The organism is Agrobacterium sp. CG674, assembly GCF_053521645.1.
Genome location: NZ_JBNWDZ010000002.1, coordinates 252,519 through 269,676, shown reverse-complemented (window position 1 = coordinate 269,676; position 17,158 = coordinate 252,519). Strand labels below are relative to the sequence as shown.

Genomic DNA, 17,158 nt, shown 5'->3' with positions numbered 1-17,158 from the left:
TCCGGCCATGTCGCTTACATCTTGAGCAACGAAATACGCACCAGGAGCGTCCAATGATCCCTTTTTCCATTCTCGACCTGTCGCCCATTGGTGAAGGCGAGACCGCGAGCAAGGCGCTTGATAATTCCCGTCGCATGGCAATCAAGGCGGAAGAAGAAGGCTATGAGCGCATCTGGCTGGCCGAACATCACGGCATGCCGGGCATTGCCAGCGCCGCAACCTCCATCGTCATCGCCCATGTCGGCGCTGCCACATCGCGCATTCGCGTCGGCTCCGGCGGCATCATGTTGCCAAACCATTCACCGCTGGTCATTGCCGAGCAATTCGGCACGCTGGATGCACTGCTGCCCGGTCGTGTCGATCTCGGTCTTGGTCGCGCACCCGGCACGGACATGCGCACCGCCCGCGCTCTGCGCCGCAATCTGGACGCAGGTGCGGAAAATTTCCCGCACGACATCATCGAATTGCAGCGCTATCTCGGAGCGCCGGAACCGGATCAGGCCATCCTGTCTGTGCCGGGCATGAATTCAAATGTGCCGATCTGGATGTTGGGCTCAAGCACCTATAGCGCCCATGTGGCCGCAGCCCTTGGCCTGCCCTACTCCTTCGCCTCGCATTTCGCACCTGATATGCTGATGGATGCCATCGCCATTTATCGCGAGCGTTTCCAGCCATCGGAAACGCTGAAAGAACCCTATGTCATGGTCGGCGTCATGGGCGTGGGTGCCAATACGGATGACGAGGCACAGCATCTGTTCACGTCAGCCCAGCAGCAATTCGTCAATCTGCGCAAAAATGTCCGCACGCAGTTTCCGCGCCCCGTCGAAACCATGGACGGCCTGTGGAGCGATATGGAGCGCATCACGGTTGATCATACGCTCCGATACGCAGTCGTTGGCTCCCATGCCACGATCGAGCGTAAGCTCGGCGACTTCCTGGCTGAGACAGGCGCAGATGAGCTGATCATCTCGATGCCGGTCCACGATATCCAGAAACGCCTTCGCTCCGTAGAGGTCTTTGCGCAGGTGCGGGGTGGGCTGAAACTGGCGGCTTAAACCTCAAACAAAAAAGAAAACCCCGGTGATGAGCCGGGGTTTTTCATTGTGTGGTCTTTGTTCTCTTGGCCAATTCAGGCCGAAAGCTTGGCCATGATTTCTTCGGATACTTCGAAGTTCGAATAAACGCTCTGAACGTCGTCATCGTCTTCCAGATTGCCGATCAGCTTCATCAGCGACTGCGCCTTTTCTTCATCCACCGGCACCGTGTTCTGTGGCTTCCAGATGGACTTAACGCTGTCAGCTTCGCCCAGCACCGCTTCCAGCGCCTTGGACACTTCGTTCATCGCTTCGAATTCGCAAATGATCGTGTGGCCGTCTTCGCTGCTTTCCACATCATCGGCACCAGCTTCAATCGCCGCTTCCATGACGCTATCGGCACTACCGACAGAGGCCTTGTAGCTGATTTCGCCAACGCGGTCAAAAGAGAAGGAAACCGAGCCGGTTTCGCCCAGTGCGCCGCCAGCCTTGGTAAAGATGGAGCGAACGTTGGATGCCGTGCGGTTGCGGTTGTCCGTCAGCGCTTCAACGATAACCGCCGTGCCGCCTGGACCATAACCTTCGTAACGCACATAATCGTAGTTCTCAGCATCTGCACCGGATGCCTTCTTGATGGCGCGGTCGATGTTGTCCTTCGGCATGGACTGCGCCTTGGCGTTTTGCACTGCCAGACGCAACGCCGCGTTCATGCTCACATCCGGCAGACCGGACTTGGCAGCAACGGTGATTTCACGCGCAAGCTTGGAGAACATCTTCGAACGAATCGAATCCTGTTTTCCCTTGCGATGCATGATGTTCTTGAACTGTGAATGGCCAGCCATGGCACCCCTGATCGGATCGTTTGTTTGGATTGCGGTGCTTATAAGTGCGATGGCCCGGCGGTTCAAGCCCACATGACCAACTCTTGTCGCAGCACGGTCATACTTCTCCTGACGCAGGAAGGAACTGAAATCTCCACACTTCGTTTCGTTACCAGTCAGCAAATGTGAAGGAGACATATTGAATGGTCAGTTTGAGTGAAGCACGCGAAGCCCCTGCTCGTCAGCTTTGGGATGAGATCAATTCCGTTCATGCGGGCATGCTCGGCCTCGAAGGGCTCCAGAACCACATGCAGCCCATGGCGCCTCACGCAGATCCGAAAACCAACACCATCTGGTTTTATTCCAAGAAGGATTCGCAGCTCGTCCAGTCGCTGAGATCAGCCTCCCGCGCCCATTTCTGCGTCATTGGCAAGGATCACGATTATCATGCATGCCTAACCGGTAAGCTTGAGGTACGTGATGACAAGACCAAGGTCGATGAATACTGGAACTCGGTTACCGCTGCCTGGTACGAGCACGGCAAGAGCGATCCCCTGCTCACCATGCTTGCGCTGCATGTCGACGATGCCGAAATCTGGGCTTCCACCGATAGCACGCTGAAATTCGGCTGGGAAATTGCAAAGGCCAATATGTCTGACGACAAGACGCCGGACATTGGCGTGCGCCAGCATCTGACTTTCGCATAAATTCTTACTCCGCCCTCCGCATCTTCACATGCCTTGCGGCACCAGAATTTGCGGCTGGCGGGGCAAGTTCCTCATAGACACATTGATAACCGGATCACCTGCATAGGCGATCTGAAATTGCGGCCCGAACGTCACCAGAAATTGCTCCAGACCGCTCGGCTGGTGCATCGGCAAGATCAAGGCAGACCGCAGCCGCTTGACGATCCGGCTCATACTGTCGGCCCCCATCGTCAATCCCCCATCCACCGGCACCATCAATATATCGAGGCGGCCAATTTCGGCATATTGCGTTTCTGTCAGCTCGTAATGCAGGTGGCCGAGATGCCCGATGCAAAGACCGGCGACCTCGAAAATGAAAATCGAATTTCCATCCTTTTGCAGCAGCCCGCCTCCACCCCAGCGGTTGCGAATATCGGATGTGACATTGCGAATATAGACGTCACCCAGCTGCAACTTGTGCTGGGCTTTCTCCCCCGGCACATCGCCCCAGCCATGCAAAACGTGCTTGATCGCCGGGTCAGGATACATCGTGTAATGCGTGGAATGCGCATTGTTCATCGTCACAACGGTGGGCGTCACAGGCGGCAGATAAACACCATTGTAATCGGTGGCAATCGTCACCCCCTCGGGCGAGGTGATGAGAAATGTCGAATGCCCGATATATTGGATTTTGACGTCTTCTTTGGTCGCCTGCACCCGTTGCAACCCGCTCGTGACGCTGGCGAAGGTAACGCCGGGGATTGTGCTGGCAATGACCTGGCATTGGCTGACGGGAGGTCGTGCGGGCCGTTGCTGCGCCTGTGCCATCGTTCCGCACAGAACCGTGGCGGCCATCGCCAGAATGAGCATGCGAAGCATCACCACCACTCCTTAAACGAAATGAGTGGGGCCAAGATGCGGCAAGGCTCAATGATCGTCTACACGCAAGCGCGCTCACGGCACTCACAATGTCGTCATTGTCAGGAGCGTCAGGTCAGGCCCAGAAGGCCGGAACCGTCTCCGCCAGCCGTGGCCCCAGCCGCAGCGGCGCAATCTTTTCAGCCAATCCCGTGCGGTCGGATATCTCAACGCCCACGCCGCAGATTGTGGCGGGGCCGCTCGCCGCCTCAAACCGGCCCTTCGGCATTTTGGAAATGAAGCGATTGATCGGCTCTTCCTTTTCCATGCCAAGCGAGGAATCGTAATCGCCGCACATGCCCGCGTCAGACATATAGGCCGTACCGCCATTCAGGATCTGCGCATCAGCCGTCGGCACATGCGTATGGGTGCCCACCACAAAGCTTGCACGGCCATCGACGAAATGGCCGAAGCACTGCTTTTCGCTGGTCGCTTCCGCATGAAAATCGAACACGATGGCATCCGCCTGCTCACCGAGCGGGCAGGAGCCCAGAATGGTTTCCGCCGAGCTGAAAGGATCGTCCAGTTCCGGATGCATGAAAACGCGGCCCATAATGTTGGCCACGAGAATGCGGGCGCCGTTGCGCGCATAAAACAGGCCGGAACCCTTGCCCGGCGTTCCCTTGGGATAATTGGCAGGCCGCAGAAACTGGTCGTGCCGCTGGCAAAAGCTCACAGCTTCCTTCTGGTCCCAAACGTGGTTGCCGGTGGTCACCACATCGGCCCCGGCGTTGATCGTCTCGAGATAGATGTCCTCGGTAATCCCGAAACCACCGGCGGCGTTCTCACCATTGACGATCACGAAATCCAGTTTCAGATCGGAGATCAGTCCCGGAAGACGCTCCCACACCGCCGTGCGGCCCGTCTTGCCAACCATATCCCCGAGAAACAGTAATCTCATTCCGCCGTCCTGCTGTTGAAAAATCGCATGCCGCTCTCGGTCAGAATGGCATCCAGCGCCACATCATGCGCTTGCGCGGGCACTGATGGCACTTCCTGGCAGTCGAATGCAATGCCGATCAGCGTTGTTTCAAGCCCTTTTGCATGAAGTCTGGCGATTGCGCGGTCGTAATGCCCCGCTCCATAACCAATCCGCTGGCCCGTCGCATCAAAAGCGGACAGGGGCACAAGCAATATTGCGGGGTCAAGGACCGCCGCATGCGCATCCGGTCCGGTGGTGCCAAATCCGGTTTTAACCAGCTCTGAGCCGGCGGCAAACTCACGGAACGCAATCGTCTCCCGGTCCAGAATAACAGGAAGGCAGATCCGCGCACCCTTTGCGCGAAGACGCTCCATCAGCGGGCGCAGGTCCGCCTCGGACCTTATTGGCATGAAGCCGGAAACAATCGTCCCCGGTTCAAAACGGATCGCATCGGCACCGTGTTCGGCAATATCAAGGCTTTTGGCGGTGCGTTCATCAACGGAAAGAGCGTCCCGCAAGGCGAGACGCTCTGATCTGATCCGGGCTTTATCGAGGTCGCCAGATGTCATCAGGCAGCCCGGCTCACCAGCACCTTGTCAATGCGGTGCCCATCGAGGTCGATCACTTCGAAGCGCCAGCCATCGCGGGTGATGTGTTCACCCAGCTCCGGCAACCGCCGAAATTCGTCCAGTACCAGACCGGCAACCGTTTCGAATTCGGCGTCGTCGGCAATCTGGAAACCCATGCGGTCGGCAAATTCGTCAGCCGGCATCCACCCGGCAACAAGGAAACTGCCGTCCTCGCGCTCAACCATGGCAGGCTCTTCGCCGTCATCTTCCTGAAACGCGCCGGTAATGGCTTCCAGCACGTCGCCGGAGGAGACAATACCTTCGAAGTGGCCGTATTCGTCATAGACCAGAACCATATGCACGGTGGAGCGACGCAACGACTGAATCACGTCAACAGCGCTGGTAAGGTCCGAAACGACTGGTACTTCGCGCAATAACTCGCGAATGTTCAACTCCCTGCCGGATGCCAGTGCATCAAACGCATCTTTGGCAAAGAGAACGCCGAGAATCTCGTCGGATGCCCCGTTTCTGACCGGCAGACGCGAACGTTGCGTCTCGCGCAACTGCACACGGATTTCCTCCGGCGTATCTTCGATATCAACCACTTCCACGTCGCGGCGCGGTGTCATCAGGCCGCGCGCATTGCGGTCAGCAAGGCGCATGACGCTGGTGATCATGGCGGATTCTTCGCTTTCGATGACACCGGCACTGTGTGCTTCGGCCAGAACGGTGCGAATTTCATCGTCGGTCACGGAATTGTTGGATTCACCGCTATGGCCAAGAAGCGCCAAAATAAGCTTGCCGGAGCGGTCCAGCAACCACACGATGGGCGCGCCGACTTTCGCCAGCATCACCATGGCCGGAGAGACACGAACGGCAATCTTTTCAGGGTCACGAAGGGCGATCTGCTTGGGTACCAACTCACCAACAATCAGCGAGAGATAAGTGATGGCAACCACCACAACGCCGACGCCGATGGCATCGGCGGCACGGTCTGGCACGCCCTGCTCCAGCAGCCATCCGGTGAAGCGCGCACCAAGTGTGGCGCCCGAAAACGCACCGGACAAAACGCCAACGAGCGTAATACCGATCTGCACCGTGGAGAGAAAACGCCCGGGATCTTCGGAAAGGGTGAGCGCCATTCCAGCGCCCTTGCTGCCCTGTGCGGCAAGTACTTTTAACCTCGCTGGTCTGGAGGAGACAACGGCGAGTTCAGACATGGCAAGCACACCGTTCAGAACGGTAAGCAGAACCACGATCATAATTTCAGTAAACAAGTTTCGCTCTTTTTGGGCTGTTGAACGGCACGTCGCGACTGCAACCACAATCGTAAAGGTTGAATGCGGGAGCGCACATACCAAGGCAAATAATAAGGATTTGTTCCACCAATGCAATGACCGGAGGATGAAAATTCAGGCCCGGCAACTCTTGCCCCACGCAAAACGCGTTCTGCAAAGGCAGGTCACGCGAGGTGGGAGCAGGCTTGAGGCAGACGAGGCGCTTCTGGGCAGCTCGTGGCCGGAGCAATAAATAAAGTGCGATCCGCGGCGACCGATGGAGTTTTACGATCCTGGGTGCCTACAAACGTAGGTGGGCGCCATATGTCCAAGCCCACGGGCCTGGCCAGGGACAGCTCCCTTTGGATCGAGTATGGCCCCAGGGATTGAGTTTCCTGTCGAGAAGCGCAGAACGCATTCTTTATATAGGGAAGTTCGTGAACATGCGGAAGGGGGCGACACCATAAATTCGCATGAAGGGCGCCAAGCTTGAAATCGCCCGGTCAGGCCGTACTAATTCACCGCAGGCTTAGGCCGTGCCACCAGTTTTTCGGTAATCCCGTTCAGGCGCGATGACAGATCCGAGATGGCATTCACCACGAGTTCGTCGGTCTTTGCCTTGCTCTGGGCCATTCCATCATGGCTGTGCTGAAGCGATGCGACCTGCTTTTCCAGAGCTTCGATCTTGCGGGAAAGCTCCGACATTTCATCGGTTATCATGATGCCCGCCATAACCGTCAGGCGCAGATCGCCGATCTCGCCGAACTGGCTTTTCAGGTGGCCGACATATTGGTCGAACTGGGTGGCGAGATCGGTCAGATGCGCTTCCTGCCCTGCCTCGCAGGCCATGCGATAGGCCTTGCCGTCAATCATCACCGTTACTTGAGCCATGAATTTAAGTCCTTACCGGTCCAGCACTGCGCGGATCGTTTCCATTGCCGTCACAAGACGGCGGGAAACCTCGCGATTGACTTCCTCAAGGCGGTTGGCGCGAAATTGCGACTGGTCAAGCTCCTGCGCCAGGCGCGCACGGTCCACATGCACGCGCTTCACCTCGTTCTCAACCTCGCCATTTTCGCGTTGGCGCTCGATCCGCATGTCGATTGCGTTTTCGAGGCTGTTGATGGCGGAGCTAAGCTCCGACAACGCGATGTGTATGGTTTTTTCCGCCGTCATCGTTTCTTCCAAACCGCAAGCCACAAGCCGAATCGTTGTCGCTTGGTGTCAATCAGGGCCATCGCACGATATGACCTTGTTAACCTCTACGTCAATCAAACCAATACATTCAAACACTTTGCGCTGTGGATGAATGCACCACCGCAAGGGCACAAGCGTGGCAGGCGTCCAAATATCGCCATCATGCGAAACGATTTTTGTTCGAGATCGAACCGCAAGCTGCACTGGTTTTATTGACTCGCCCGCACCACCTGCTATGGATCAAACCGCTTTTTGGATAGTCATAAGGCTATCTCCTTTCACCCGGAACAGACGGAAAAGCCATGATTTCTCGCGATAAACACGACCGGATGGCCAATGCAATCCGATTTCTTGCCATGGATGCTGTGGAGAAGGCCAATTCCGGCCACCCCGGCCTGCCATTGGGCGCAGCGGATGTGGCCACGGTCCTTTTCACCCGTTACATGAAATTCGATCCGAAGGCCTGGCAGTGGCCAGACCGCGACCGCTTCGTGCTGTCTGCCGGTCACGGCTCCATGCTGCTTTACGCGCTCCTCTACCTCACCGGTTACGAGGACATGACGATCGACGAGATCAAGCGCTTCCGTCAGCTCGATTCCAAGACCGCCGGTCACCCGGAATACAACCATGCTACGGGCATCGAGACGACAACAGGTCCGCTCGGTCAGGGCATTGCTAATGCCGTCGGCATGGCCATTGCTGAGCGCAAGCTGGAAGAAGAATTCGGCTCGGATCTGCAGAACCACTTTACCTACGCGCTGTGCGGCGACGGCTGCCTCATGGAAGGCATCAGCCACGAAGCCATCGCGCTTGCTGGCCACCTGAAGCTCAACAAGCTGGTTCTGTTCTGGGATAACAACAACATCACCATCGATGGTGAAGTTGGCCTGTCCGATTCCACAGACCAGATCGCGCGCTTCAAGGCCGTTCACTGGAATACCATCGAGATCGACGGTCACGACCCGGAAGCGATTGCAAACGCCATCGAAGCCGCACACAAGTCCGACCGCCCCACCTTCATCGCCTGCAAGACCATCATCGGTTTTGGCGCGCCAAACAAGCAGGGCACGCACAAGGTGCACGGCAACCCACTGGGTGCCGAAGAAATTGCAGCCGCTCGCAAGAACGCAAACTGGGAAGCCGAAGCATTCGTCATTCCAGAAGATGTGCTCGACGCATGGCGTCTGTCCGGTCTGCGCTCCACCAAGGCTCGCCAGGAATGGATCGCACGCCTCGAAGCAACAGACGCGGACAAGAAGGCTGAGTTCAAGCGCCGCTTTGCTGGCGATATGCCGGGCAATTTCGATAGCTCGATCGATGCCTTCAAGAAGAAGGTCGCGGCTGACAATCCAACCGTTGCCACACGCAAGGCATCGGAAGATGCACTCGAAGTCATCAACGGCATTCTGGCTGAAACCATCGGCGGCTCTGCCGACCTGACGCCATCCAACAACACCAAGACCAGCCAGATGAAGTCGATCACACCGACCGATTTCTCGGGCCGCTACCTTCACTACGGCATCCGCGAACACGGCATGGCAGCCGCCATGAACGGCATCGCGCTGCATGGCGGTCTTATTCCTTACGCTGGCGGCTTCATGATCTTCTCGGATTATTGCCGTCCGTCCATCCGCCTGGCTGCTCTTATGGGCATCCGCGTCGTTCACGTTCTCACCCATGACTCGATTGGCGTTGGTGAAGACGGCCCGACCCACCAGCCGATCGAGCAGATTGCAGCGCTTCGCGCCATTCCGAACCTTCTGGTCTTCCGCCCTGCGGATGAGACGGAAACAGCGGAAGCATGGCAGTTCGCCCTGCATCAGAAAAACCGCCCATCTGCGCTGGCTCTGACCCGCCAGAACCTGACACCGGCCCGCAAGGACTACGAGGAAAAGAACCTCGTTTCCCACGGAGCCTATGAGCTGGTTTCGGATAGCGATGCCAAGGTTTCGATCTTTGCCTCCGGCTCAGAAGTGGAAATCGCACTCAAGGCCGCAGCTGATCTGAAGGCAAAGGGCATTTCCACACGCGTTGTGTCGGTTCCCTGCTTTGAACTGTTCATGGATCAGCCAGAGACATACCGCGAGGCCATCATCGGCACCTCGCCTGTCAAGATCGGCGTCGAAGCCGCCATCCGTCAGGGTTGGGATTACTTCATCGGCAATGATGGTGACTTCATCGGCATGCACTCCTTCGGCGCATCCGCACCTGCCAAGGAGCTTTACAAGAAGTTCGGCATCACCGCAGAAGCAGTGGTTGCTGCGGCTGAAGCAAAGCTCGGCTGAACGGCCTGAACAAAACCTGGGGCGGCGGACATTCAGTTCGCCTCTCCGGGCTGTCACCATTTCAAACAAAATTCGAATATATTGACAGGGAGTATCTCAATGACAGTTAAAGTTGCCATCAACGGTTTTGGCCGCATCGGCCGCAACGTCCTTCGCGCCATCGTGGAATCCGGCCGCACGGATATCGAAGTCGTTGCCATCAACGACCTCGGCCCGGTCGAGACCAATGCGCACCTGCTGCGTTATGACAGCATCCATGGCAAGTTCCCCGCAGACGTGAAAGTCGAAGGCGACACCATCATCGTTGCCGGTGGCAAGCCGATCAAGGTGACCGCTGTTCGCGATCCTGCCCAGCTGCCGCACAAGGAACTCGGCGTCGATATCGCGCTGGAATGCACAGGCATTTTCGTTGCCCGTGACAAGGCCGCAGCCCACCTCACCGCTGGCGCAAAGCGCGTCATCATCTCGGCTCCTGCCGAAGGTGCAGACCTGACGGTCGTTTTCGGCGTCAACCACGACCAGCTGACGAACGAACACCTCGTCATCTCCAACGCATCCTGCACTACCAACTGCCTGGTGCCGGTCGTCAAGGTTCTGGATGACGTCGTCGGTATCGACCACGGCTTCATGACCACGATCCACTCCTACACCGGCGACCAGCCGACGCTCGACACCATGCACAAGGACCTGTACCGCGCCCGCGCCGCAGCCCTGTCCATGATCCCGACATCGACCGGCGCTGCCAAGGCTGTCGGCCTCGTGCTGCCGCACCTCAAGGGCAAGCTCGACGGCACATCAATCCGCGTTCCAACCCCGAACGTATCGGTTGTCGATTTCAAGTTCGTGGCCAAGAGAAACACCACGGTCGAAGAAATCAACGAAGCCATCAAGGCCGCTTCCAATGGCGCGCTGAAGGGCGTTCTCGGCTACACAGACGAGCCACTGGTCTCCAGAGACTTCAACCACGACAGCCACTCTTCCATCTTCGCGACAGACCAGACAAAGGTCATGGAAGGCAACTTCGTGCGTATCCTTACCTGGTACGACAACGAATGGGGCTTCTCCAACCGCATGTCGGACACAGCCGTGGCACTCGCCAAGACCATCTGATTTTGTTCAGTCTAAGAACAGAAAAACCCGGCGAGAGCGATCTCGCCGGGTTTTGTGTTTAAAGACTATCCCTAATCGGCCAGATCAATCTGCCGACCATTCTGCGCAAGCCTCAAGATAACGACGCGATCTTGCTCAACGACAAACGCGACACTGACACTCCGCTCAAACCCCACGACACGCAGACCTTGCCTCACATCATTGCGCAAGCTGCCGCGTTAGGGAAACACTTCAAATGTTTCGAGATAGGACGTGAGGCGTTCGACATATTGCCGAGCGACCATCGAAGACATTGAGACGTCACTTATGGACCGATAAATATCGACAATATCTGCCTCCGCTTCCGGAGACAAAAAAACGTCATAACGCTTCATTCTTGAGAACTGTCGATGTCATCGAACTGGCGGTGCAGCTTCGACATGCTGTCTCTCAACAATGTAGCGCGTTGGGGCTCGGATTTGTGAGCATCATAAGCCGCTGCAACATCCTCTTTCAGCCACCGTTCAATCGCCGAATCCCGCGCTGCCAATGTGCGCAGGCCATCGCGAATAACTTCGCTTTCCGTGGCATATTGCCCGGAGGCAACCTTCGCCTTGACCATATCCGCCATATCGACTGGCAGCGTAACACTGAGTGACCGCGTGGTTCGCATCGCATCGCCTTTCCATTTTTCAAATCATAACACGCGACACGATTAAATCCTACACATCGCTTGATGTGACACACGAGCATCCCTTAATGCTCTTCCTTTTTTTGCGTCACCGCCTTGCTCTCGTCTATTTTCGCCCGGAAAAATCAACACTAGGGATTCGGTCGCGTGTGCCTGCGCATCGCTCCCTGCCGTACCATTCGATAGACCTCGCCTTGCCCTGACCTCTGCGCGAAACAGCGCGCCGTGGCCGTCCAAAACGTGGCGCATTGATTGCTGACGTGCGGGAGCATGCGTGGCAAGCGACCTTCATCGAAGGGACGTGTGCGTGGAATCGTTTTACATCTTGTTGCTGGTCGCAACCGTCCTCGTCCTTGTCGCCGCCTTTTCCAGTCTCATCGCCTACCGCTTCGGCGCACCGCTTCTGCTCTTGTTCCTGATGATCGGCCTTGCCGCCGGCACGGATGGCCTGGGCATTCATTTCAGCAACAATCCGCTGGCCTATATGATGGGCTCGCTGGTGTTGGCCGTCATCCTGTTCGATTCCGGCTTCGGCACATCGGTCCAATCCTTCCGGCTGGCGGCGGGGCCGTCCATTGCGCTCGCCACCGTCGGTGTGGTGCTGACATCGGTGTTTTTCGCAGGCGCTGCGGCACTTCTTCTCGGCTTCTCCTGGCTGGAAGGCCTGCTGCTCGGCTCCATCGTTGCCTCGACAGATGCGGCAGCCGTGTTCTTCCTGCTGCGCATCGGCGGCATCCATATTCGCGATCAGGTGCGCTCCACCCTCGAAGTGGAGTCCGGCACCAATGACCCCATGGCGATTTTCCTCACCATCGCACTGGTCGAAGTCGTGTCCAAGGGCGAAGGTCTTGCCGGTTTCGATAGCAGCTTCCTGTTGCTGTTCCTGCAGGAAATGGGTCTCGGTGTGGTCTTTGGCCTCCTCGGCGGCTGGATGATTGCCACTGTGGTCAACCGCTTTCAGGTGGATCGCGGGCTGGTGCCCATCCTTGTTCTGGCCTTGGCGCTTCTGGTCTTTTCCTTCACCGGCGCCATGCATGGCAGCGGCTTTCTGGCGGTCTATGTGGCGGGCATCGTTGCGGGCAACCGCACCGTCTTTGCCAAGGGCGCCATTCGCCGTTTCCATGAGGGCATGACGTGGCTGGCGCAGATCATCATGTTCCTGATGCTGGGGCTGCTCGCAACGCCGTCGCAATTTCCGGCCATCATCATACCGGCAGTCTTGCTAGCGCTGTTTCTCATCTTCGTCGCTCGCCCGCTCGCAGTCTGGCTCAGCCTCATGCCCTTCAATTACACCCAGCAGGAAACCACCTTCGTCGCATGGGTCGGTCTGCGCGGCGCGGTCTCCATTCTGCTCGCCATCCTTCCCGCCCTTGGCGGATTGCCGGGTGCAGATGTCTATTTCAACGCAGCCTTCATCATCGTGCTGGTTTCACTTCTGATACAGGGATGGACCATCAAGCCCGTGGCCACAAAGCTCGGCCTCATCGTCCCGCCGCGCATGGGTGATGTCGACAAGCTGGAGGTGGACCTGCCCGGAACAGCCAACCACGAACTCATTTCCTATCGTGTCGCCAAGGGCAGCGCCGTGTTGCAGGGTGAGCGCATTCCCCGCTGGGCCATGCCATCGCTTGTGGTGCGGGATGGCAAGTCCATCCGTTACCAATATGCCGGGCGGCTGCGCGAAAACGATCTGGTTTATCTCTTCGTCATGCCTAGCTACACCCGCCTTCTGGACCGGCTGTTTGCCAGCGCCAAACCCTTGACGAAGGATGATGAGGATATTTTCGGCACCTTCGCCATCTCTCCCCAACGCCCGGCCAAGGAGCTGGATGCGTCCTACGGCCCCGGCCTTCTGACGACGCAGGAACAGTCGCTGACGGTTGCCGAACTCATCCAGAACCGTTTCGGCGGCAAGGCGGAATATGCAGACCGCGTGCGGTTGGGCTCGCTCATTCTCATCGTGCGGGATCTGGATGAAAACCACGCCATTTCCAGCGTCGGTATCTCGCTGGAGCCGGTCGAACCGGCCACGGCGCTTCCCGTCTTCATCAGCTTCAAGGAGATCAACCAGCGCATCCGCAGCCATATCGCCAAGAAAAAGCAACGCGAAGCGCCTGCCGTTCCCGGTAACACGATACCGTCAGCGACACGTGACCCCGGCCAGAGCGAAAATCATGATTGAGCGACTTGCACCACCGGTCAAGCATAGTATGGTCGCGCGCAAAGCCAATCCTTTCAACGATATCAGGATCGATCCATGCCAGCCTTCAAGACCCTCGATCACCTCACCGACATCTCCGGAAAGCGCGTTCTCGTTCGCGTTGATCTCAACGTGCCGGTTGCTGACGGTAAGGTAACGGACAAGACCCGCATCGAGCGTGTTGCGCCAACGATCCTCGAATTGTCGAAAAAGGGCGCGAAAGTCATTCTGCTGGCGCATTTTGGCCGCCCCAAGGGCGAACCTGTCGCGGATATGTCGCTGTCCCTCATCACCTCCTCGGTGGAAGAAGTCTTGGGCCAGAAGGTCCATTTCGCCTCTGATGCCATCGGCGCACCCGCAGCGGATGCCGTCGCCGCCATGAAGGACGGAGATATCCTGCTTCTGGAAAACACCCGCTTCCACAAGGGCGAAGAAAAGAACGATGCGGCCTTCTTGGCCGAGCTTGCCAAGAACGGCGATATCTACGTCAATGATGCGTTCTCCGCAGCACACCGCGCCCATGCCTCCACCGAAGGTCTGGCCCGCCACCTGCCCGCTTATGCTGGACGCACCATGCAGGCAGAGCTTGAGGCGCTGGAAAAAGGCCTTGGTGCACCGGTGCGCCCCGTGGTTGCCATCGTTGGCGGCGCAAAGGTCTCCAGCAAGATCGATCTCTTGATGAACCTCGTCAAGAAAGTCGATGCCCTCGTCATCGGCGGCGGCATGGCCAACACATTCCTGGCCGCACGCGGCACGCAGGTCGGCAAGTCCCTCTGCGAGCATGATCTGGCAGAAACCGCAAAGCAGATCATGATCGAGGCCGCCACCGCAGGCTGCGCCATCGTTCTGCCGGAAGACGGCGTAGTTGCCCGCGAATTCAAGGCGAACGCTGAAAACGAAGTGGTCGATATCAACGAAATCCCTGAAGATGCCATGGTGCTGGATGTCGGCCCCAAATCCGTCGAAGCCATCAAGGGCTGGATTTCCCGCGCTGAAACGCTGGTCTGGAACGGCCCGCTCGGCGCCTTCGAAATCGCACCCTTCGACAAGGCAACCGTCGCAGCCGCACAATATGCAGCTGAATGCACCCGAAACGGCAAGCTCGTTTCCGTGGCCGGTGGTGGTGATACGGTCTCTGCCCTCAACCATGCTGGCGTGGCCGATGACTTCACCTACATCTCCACCGCAGGCGGCGCGTTTCTGGAGTGGATGGAAGGCAAGGTCCTTCCCGGCGTCGCCATCCTTCAGGAACAGAAGTAAACTTCAACACCGCGTCCCGCTCTCCACTTGGAGGGCGGGAGTGCTTTTCCATCCTCGGACTTGTTTCCGGGGACCGCGCAAGACATGGCGTCCGAAGCGCGCAGCGGGGGCCTATCCCCTCATTTAAATATTTTTAAAGATTTCCTAAAGTTTCAAACGATTGAAATGATTTCAATCGTTTCAATGATTTAGCATGCCATTTTCCTTCCCAAATTCTTCTGCTAACCCAGATTCATCGTGCTTAGGGAGATTGAAAATGACGGAACGTCTTGAAGACATCGCAGTGAAAATGGTTGCCGACGGCAAAGGTTTGCTGGCAGCAGATGAATCCACCGGCACCATCAAGAAGCGCTTTGACAGCATCGGTCTGGCATCCACCGAAGACAGCCGCCGCGATTATCGCGAAATGCTGTTTCGCACCGAAGATGCGATGACGAAGTGCATTTCCGGCGTCATCCTCTATGAAGAAACCCTGTTCCAGAAGGCCGCTGATGGCACGCCTTTCGTTGATATCATCAAGGCGGCGGGCAGCATTCCCGGCATCAAGGTCGATACGGGCGCAAAGCCGCAGGCCAACTTCCCCGGCGAAACCGTCACAGAAGGTCTCGATGGCCTGGCAGATCGCCTGAAGACCTATTACGAAGCCGGTGCACGTTTTGCCAAGTGGCGCGGCGTCATCAACATCGGTCAGGGCCTGCCAACATGGGGCTCCATCAAGGCAGATTCGCAGGCGCTTGCCCGTTATGCCGCGCTGTGCCAGCAGGCTGGCATCGTTCCGATTGTTGAGCCTGAAGTTCTGATGGATGGCGAACCCGGCACCCACAGCATCGATCGTTGTGCCGAAGTAACCGAATGGGTCCTGCGCACCGTCTTCACCGATCTGTACGATGCCCGCGTCAACCTCGAAGGCATGATCCTCAAGCCAAACATGGTCATCGATGGCAAGAACGCCCGCAAGGCATCCGTCGAAGAAGTCGCAGAAAAGACCGTCAAGGTTCTGAAGGCCACCGTTTCATCAGCTGTTCCCGGCGTTGCCTTCCTCTCAGGCGGCCAGTCCGCCGAAGAAGCAACCGCACATCTCAGCGCCATGAATGCTGGCTATGACCTCCCATGGGCCCTCACCTTCTCCTATGGTCGCGCCCTTCAGGATACGGCCCTCAAGGCGTGGGGCGGCAAATCCGAAAATGTCGCCGCTGGCCAGCGCGCCTTCCGCCACCGCGCAGAAATGAACACGCTTGCAGCACTGGGCAACTGGAAGCAGGAGCTTGAAAAAGCCGCCTGATCCAGCCTCTGGCTTCAAAACCAGTCCAAACGCCGCTCGCAACATCGTTGCGGGCGGTTTTGTTTTTCCATTCCCCTTCAAAATCGCCTCCAGTCAAAGCATGATCCGTCCGGCATGCAACCTGCGTCACCCGACACGAACCCGACAGTCGGCGCGGTGACATGGCAGTGGTGCGGCATCCAAGGCAGGTGTTCGGCATCGAACGTGGAGAGACATCAATGTTGATACAGAAACTGAGACTTCAACGCGGCTGGTCGCAGGAACAACTGGCGACCATCAGCGGCCTCAGCACACGCACCATTCAGCGGATCGAGCGTGGGCAGGCACCAAGTCTGGAGACCTCAAAAACATTGGCGTCCATCTTCGAGATTGATGTATCGCAACTCACCGAACAGGACCCCAAAGACATGCCAGCCACACCCATAAACAGCATCGAAGCGGAAGAGGCTGTCGCCTTCGCCCGCGTTCGCAATATCAAGGCTTTTTACATGCACGTCGCCAGATATGTCGTGCTTGTTGCGTTCCTTGCCGTGGTCAACCTTCTCACCAGCCCGCATTATTTCTGGGCCATCTGGCCAGCACTTGGGCTGGGCGTCGCCGTCATCGGCCATGGCTTGCGAACATTTGACATGGTCCCATTCCTCAATGCGGATTGGGAAAAGCGGCAGGTGGAGCATTATCTGAAGAGAAAACTTTGAAGATGTCAGAATGCTGCGGCTCTATTCAGGGCCGCAGCAACAGCACCAGAGACCAGATGACAAAGGCAATCACGGCGAGTTTCCAGAAGTCGGCGCGTTTGCGCAGGCCCGGCAGGCCAAGCGGGCGAATAATCTGGACGACCATGGCCAGTAGTAAAAAAAGCCCTATTGCCTTCGTCATCCCGAAACCTTTTGGCTTTATTGTCACAGTGTCACAGGCTGGACATTT

General features: G+C 57.4%; 17 protein-coding genes and 1 other RNA gene. 8 read left to right on the top strand and 10 right to left on the bottom strand.

Annotated elements, in window-relative coordinates; translation table 11 throughout:
- Positions 1-53: 53 nt before the first annotated feature.
- Entirely contained in the window at positions 54-1,055 is a 1,002-nt protein-coding gene (locus ACQZ51_RS06470; protein WP_448776087.1) for an LLM class flavin-dependent oxidoreductase, read from the top strand.
- Positions 1,056-1,129: 74 nt separating this feature from the next.
- Here ACQZ51_RS06470 and ACQZ51_RS06465 read toward each other — a convergent pair whose 3' ends face one another.
- Entirely contained in the window at positions 1,130-1,876 is a 747-nt protein-coding gene (locus ACQZ51_RS06465; protein WP_192064429.1) for a YebC/PmpR family DNA-binding transcriptional regulator, read from the bottom strand.
- A 182-nt stretch (positions 1,877-2,058) separates the two neighbouring features.
- Between ACQZ51_RS06465 and ACQZ51_RS06460 the strand changes: the two genes are divergently transcribed.
- The gene (locus ACQZ51_RS06460; protein WP_042617525.1) at positions 2,059-2,562 is read left to right on the top strand and encodes a pyridoxamine 5'-phosphate oxidase family protein; all 504 of its coding nucleotides are present in this window, start codon (positions 2,059-2,061) and stop codon (positions 2,560-2,562) included.
- A gap of 24 nt (positions 2,563-2,586) precedes the next feature.
- On the opposite strand, the gene ACQZ51_RS06455 is transcribed toward ACQZ51_RS06460, so the two are convergent.
- The 7 genes from ACQZ51_RS06455 to ACQZ51_RS06425 all read right to left on the bottom strand — a co-directional run bounded on the left by ACQZ51_RS06455 (position 2,587) and on the right by ACQZ51_RS06425 (position 7,403).
- Positions 2,587-3,423, bottom strand: a complete 837-nt coding sequence (locus ACQZ51_RS06455; RefSeq protein WP_448776086.1) for an MBL fold metallo-hydrolase — start codon at positions 3,421-3,423, stop codon at positions 2,587-2,589.
- Between the two features lie 112 nt (positions 3,424-3,535).
- Positions 3,536-4,360: a TIGR00282 family metallophosphoesterase gene (locus ACQZ51_RS06450; protein ID WP_192064432.1), complete on the bottom strand. Its 825-nt coding sequence runs from the start codon at positions 4,358-4,360 to the stop codon at positions 3,536-3,538.
- Complete coding sequence (locus ACQZ51_RS06445) at positions 4,357-4,950, bottom strand: 5-formyltetrahydrofolate cyclo-ligase (protein WP_448776085.1); 594 nt, start codon at positions 4,948-4,950, stop codon at positions 4,357-4,359. The genes ACQZ51_RS06450 and ACQZ51_RS06445 overlap by 4 nt, the downstream gene beginning before the upstream one ends.
- A complete protein-coding gene (locus ACQZ51_RS06440) occupies positions 4,950-6,212 on the bottom strand; it encodes a hemolysin family protein (RefSeq protein WP_448776606.1) in 1,263 nt (420 codons plus the stop codon). The genes ACQZ51_RS06445 and ACQZ51_RS06440 overlap by 1 nt, the downstream gene beginning before the upstream one ends.
- Positions 6,213-6,485: 273 nt before the next feature.
- Positions 6,486-6,644, bottom strand: a non-coding RNA gene (gene ssrS / locus ACQZ51_RS06435) — 6S RNA.
- 96 nt (positions 6,645-6,740) lie between these two features.
- A complete protein-coding gene (locus tag ACQZ51_RS06430) occupies positions 6,741-7,118 on the bottom strand; it encodes a cell division protein ZapA (protein ID WP_448776084.1) in 378 nt (125 codons plus the stop codon).
- Between the two features lie 12 nt (positions 7,119-7,130).
- Positions 7,131-7,403, bottom strand: coding sequence for a DUF4164 domain-containing protein (locus ACQZ51_RS06425; protein WP_192064435.1), 273 nt, complete (start codon positions 7,401-7,403; stop codon positions 7,131-7,133).
- Positions 7,404-7,726: 323 nt separating this feature from the next.
- Between ACQZ51_RS06425 and tkt the strand changes: the two genes are divergently transcribed.
- A complete protein-coding gene (gene tkt / locus ACQZ51_RS06420; protein ID WP_448776083.1) occupies positions 7,727-9,709 on the top strand; it encodes a transketolase in 1,983 nt (660 codons plus the stop codon).
- A gap of 99 nt (positions 9,710-9,808) precedes the next feature.
- A complete protein-coding gene (gene gap, locus ACQZ51_RS06415) occupies positions 9,809-10,819 on the top strand; it encodes a type I glyceraldehyde-3-phosphate dehydrogenase (RefSeq protein WP_448776082.1) in 1,011 nt (336 codons plus the stop codon).
- A 370-nt stretch (positions 10,820-11,189) separates the two neighbouring features.
- On the opposite strand, the gene ACQZ51_RS06410 is transcribed toward gap, so the two are convergent.
- On the bottom strand, positions 11,190-11,471 hold the full coding sequence (locus ACQZ51_RS06410) for a ribbon-helix-helix domain-containing protein (protein ID WP_448776081.1): 282 nt from the start codon (positions 11,469-11,471) through the stop codon (positions 11,190-11,192).
- A gap of 325 nt (positions 11,472-11,796) precedes the next feature.
- Here ACQZ51_RS06410 and ACQZ51_RS06405 point away from each other — a divergent pair, with 325 nt between their 5' ends.
- The 4 genes from ACQZ51_RS06405 (at position 11,797) to ACQZ51_RS06390 (ending at position 16,929) form a co-directional block, all read left to right on the top strand.
- Positions 11,797-13,671 (top strand): potassium/proton antiporter, encoded by a 1,875-nt coding sequence (locus tag ACQZ51_RS06405; protein WP_448776080.1) that lies wholly within the window; start codon positions 11,797-11,799, stop codon positions 13,669-13,671.
- A 75-nt stretch (positions 13,672-13,746) separates the two neighbouring features.
- Positions 13,747-14,949, top strand: coding sequence for a phosphoglycerate kinase (locus tag ACQZ51_RS06400; RefSeq protein ID WP_448776079.1), 1,203 nt, complete (start codon positions 13,747-13,749; stop codon positions 14,947-14,949).
- A gap of 256 nt (positions 14,950-15,205) precedes the next feature.
- Complete coding sequence (locus tag ACQZ51_RS06395) at positions 15,206-16,231, top strand: class I fructose-bisphosphate aldolase (protein ID WP_192064440.1); 1,026 nt, start codon at positions 15,206-15,208, stop codon at positions 16,229-16,231.
- A gap of 218 nt (positions 16,232-16,449) precedes the next feature.
- Positions 16,450-16,929 (top strand): 2TM domain-containing protein, encoded by a 480-nt coding sequence (locus ACQZ51_RS06390; RefSeq protein WP_448776078.1) that lies wholly within the window; start codon positions 16,450-16,452, stop codon positions 16,927-16,929.
- Between the two features lie 25 nt (positions 16,930-16,954).
- On the opposite strand, the gene ACQZ51_RS06385 is transcribed toward ACQZ51_RS06390, so the two are convergent.
- Positions 16,955-17,110: a hypothetical protein gene (locus tag ACQZ51_RS06385; protein WP_192064442.1), complete on the bottom strand. Its 156-nt coding sequence runs from the start codon at positions 17,108-17,110 to the stop codon at positions 16,955-16,957.
- Between the last annotated feature and the right edge of the window lie 48 nt (positions 17,111-17,158).